Below are 3,034 nucleotides of genomic sequence, written 5' to 3'. Positions count from 1 at the left end.
TGCAAGCCACATCCATATTCCAGCTTCTCATCAGACTCGGTGCCTGTCTGTCATTGTCGACGGTCACCAAGGCGGTAAGGAAGATCAAATACGATCTGGACATGGCAGCCATCCGGTATGAAACATCCCCCGGACAACAAGCTCAGGCCGACTGGGCTTCGTTCAAAGGGTTCTCTGCAACCATCGATGGTATTGAACGCCCCATCTACGCCTTCTTCATGATCCTCGGCTACTCACGGATGCGATATGTCGAATTTGTAACCGAGATGACCACGATGACCTTGATCAGATGCATCGAGAACGCCTTCACGTATTACGGTGGCAGCACCAAGGAAGTGCTCTTTGACAACATGCCCCAGATCGTGAACCGCTGTCTTACCACGAAGGGTGGCAACTCGCTCGAACGGATGCTGATTCCCGAGTTCACCGCCTTCGCGGACCATGTCGGATTTGACATAACTCTTTGCAGGATAAGGAGACCGCAACAAAAAGGCAAAGTCGAGCGAGTCGTGAAATATTTTAAAGAAGGCTTCATGCCCATGCTCCCCAAGAAGACAGGACACTCGCTGATCGATCTGAATGAGCAGGCCATGCAGTGGTGTGATGAGGTCAATCATCAGGAGCACATGACCACCATGGAAATTCCGTACGATCGCCTTTGTTCAGAGAACCTGAATCCGCTTCCCCAGATTCCCTATCTGGAGGATACCACAGCCAAGGTCTCCAAGGATGGGTGCGTTGCCTTTCGTGGCCGGGTCTTCAATGTCGATATGCGCTTTGCCGGTATCGAGGGGAAGATAATCGACCTTGAGGATACCATCTTCGGCTACTTCGACGGCAAGCTGGTCATCCTGGGTAAGCGTGACTTGCCCGTTCATGTTCGGCATCAGTATTGCCACAGTAGGCATTCAGGAAAGCTCAGGCAGAAACGATCCAAACCGATCCATTCCAACATCTCCCGATGGCTTGGTGGCAATCTGCCGCAGAAGATCTCAGTTGACTGGAAGCTGATCTATGCGTGACCAGTTCACCAAGCAGGTGCTGCAGGATATCGCCTCATTCAACAACCGCTATCTTGGAGGCATTCTTGCAAACCTCTTTGAATCGCATCCTGACCTCCGGGAGGAGATTGCAGAATCAATTATCGATGCGATTGCTGCCAAGGAAAACGACAACGTCAACAAGCTTCTGGAGGAGGCGTTCCTACCCGGGTATCCCGATCATCCCACCCTCGCTGATTTCGACAACTCCTGTCTGTCAAAGACCGACAAGGAGGTGTATGATAGGTTCATGACACTCGATTGTCTCACTGACAGGAGCAGAAAACCGAATCTCGTTCTTTACGGTCCTCCCGATTGCGGCAAGGAGAAGGTCGCCATCGGATTGGGTGACCGATTGTGCAGGGAGGGAAAATCGGCGCGCTTTATCGATTTCCATCATCTGATGGAGGTTTTGCAGACCCATGGGAGGCTTCCCTCCAGCAACACACTGTATCGGATACTCACCAAGGTGGAGTGTCTGATCATCGACGATTTCGCCTGCATGAACATCCATGATGCCGATCTGCTTGACAGCCTCTATGTATTGCTCAGGACCAGGATCGACGATCATCTCAGTCCGAAGACCAAAAAGAAGATCCGCGCCACATTTGTCACTACTCATCATCATCTTGAGGATTGGCCGCGCCATTTGATCGGTGACGACTTCAAGGTGCTGCAGATCATCAACATCCTCTACGGTCGCGGGACTTTGCTGTCCATCGACGAGAAGGGTCCCAGAACTGAGGAGGAAGAAAACGCTTCCTCAACGTCCGAGGCTACCCGGTAACCACCAACCCCGAAAATTCAATTACGTTTTGAAAGTACCTTTTCCTAAAAGGCGGGAAAACCATGTCTTTTCCAATCCGGAAAATTGGAATGCTGGAAATGCCGAAAATTGTGATGCTGTCTACAAATTCACTTACGTTTTGAAAGTACCTTTTTCCAAAAGGCGGGAAAACCATGTCTTTTCCAATCCGGAAAATTGGAATGCTGGAAATGCCGAAAATTGCGATGCTGTCTACAAGCTAAGGGGTACCGATAGTTTTCTGATCAAAATACGGAGCGGTTACAATTTCTTGTTCATTACCACAAAGTCTGATTCTATCTTTATTTCAGAGAAACCTAACCGTTTTGCAAATTCAATTGAAGAAATATTATTTTTATGTATCTCTGCCATTGCTGTTTCACAACCCCACTTCTCTTTTGCAAAAAACATGAGGGCAATCATGGCTTCCCGTGCATATCCCCGGGACTGGTATTGCGGGTCCACCAGATAACTGATTTCAACGCAGGTCCCTCCAACCTTCTTCTTGATTCCGAAAACCCCCACGGGATTTTGCTTAAAACGCTCCAAGGCAATCAAATCAATGCGATTGGCATCTGAAACATACGAATTGCGATACCAATTCAAATGTTCCTCGACAGTTAACGTTCTTGGTATAATGAAGTATTTATATACTTCAGGATCCGAACGCCATTTCACCAACTGCTGGGCATCCGACTCCTTTATTTCCCTAAGAACCAGCCTCTCTGTATTAATATTTTGCATCTTCATCCAAAAGTGGTTCTCCAAAAGAAATGTCGCGCAATGCGGCCTTTCCGATAATCCGTGCTAATAGTTTGGGTTTGATCCCATAGGATGGCCTGATGCTACGGATGTTATCGCTGGTGAATGTTTCACCCTTCTTGATATCCCTTACCGCAAACAGGCTCCTGCGGAAAATCTTCGAGGCTTTCTCACCCTCGGTCAGGGAATAATCCGGCCCCCTTGCAATAAGCCCTGCATTACGAACATCTTTTACCATCTGTGCAAATTCTTTCAGTGGCATACTGAATTTACTATCAGCACTTTCTACACCAGGGAGACAAACATGCTTCTCGATTACACAAGCTCCCAAGGCCACCCCTACCACTGCACCCAGACTTCCCATGCTGTGATCCGAAAGCCCTACGGGAGTCCCGAACCTGCGTTGCATATCAGGAATATTGGCCAG

Annotated in this window: 4 protein-coding genes; 2 read left to right on the top strand and 2 right to left on the bottom strand. The window is 48.6% G+C overall.

What is annotated here, in order from left to right:
• A partial coding sequence (gene istA / locus AB7C91_RS13755) for an IS21 family transposase (protein ID WP_428592442.1) occupies positions 1-1,022 on the top strand: 1,022 nt, incomplete at its 5' end.
• On the top strand, positions 1,015-1,827 hold the full coding sequence (locus AB7C91_RS13750) for an ATP-binding protein (RefSeq protein WP_428592439.1): 813 nt from the start codon (positions 1,015-1,017) through the stop codon (positions 1,825-1,827). The genes istA and AB7C91_RS13750, both read left to right, overlap by 8 nt.
• 279 nt (positions 1,828-2,106) lie before the next feature.
• On the opposite strand, the gene AB7C91_RS13745 is transcribed toward AB7C91_RS13750, so the two are convergent.
• Both AB7C91_RS13745 and AB7C91_RS13740 read right to left on the bottom strand, forming a co-directional pair.
• On the bottom strand, positions 2,107-2,595 hold the full coding sequence (locus AB7C91_RS13745; RefSeq protein ID WP_428592436.1) for a GNAT family N-acetyltransferase: 489 nt from the start codon (positions 2,593-2,595) through the stop codon (positions 2,107-2,109).
• On the bottom strand, positions 2,576-3,034 hold a 459-nt coding region (locus AB7C91_RS13740), incomplete at its 5' end, for an N-acetylneuraminate synthase family protein (protein ID WP_428592433.1). The genes AB7C91_RS13740 and AB7C91_RS13745, both read right to left, overlap by 20 nt.

Origin of the sequence: Sphaerochaeta sp., from assembly GCF_050256055.1 — a bacterium.
Taxonomy (GTDB): domain Bacteria; phylum Spirochaetota; class Spirochaetia; order Sphaerochaetales; family Sphaerochaetaceae; genus Sphaerochaeta.
This window is presented reverse-complemented; position numbering and strand designations above follow the sequence as displayed.

Excerpts from the sequence above, each read along its gene's own strand:
- AB7C91_RS13745 (WP_428592436.1), bottom strand. The coding sequence starts at position 2,595 with ATGAAGATGCAAAATATTAATACAGAGAGGCTGGTTCTTAGGGAAATA.
- AB7C91_RS13750 (WP_428592439.1), top strand. The coding sequence starts at position 1,015 with ATGCGTGACCAGTTCACCAAGCAGGTGCTGCAGGATATCGCCTCATTC.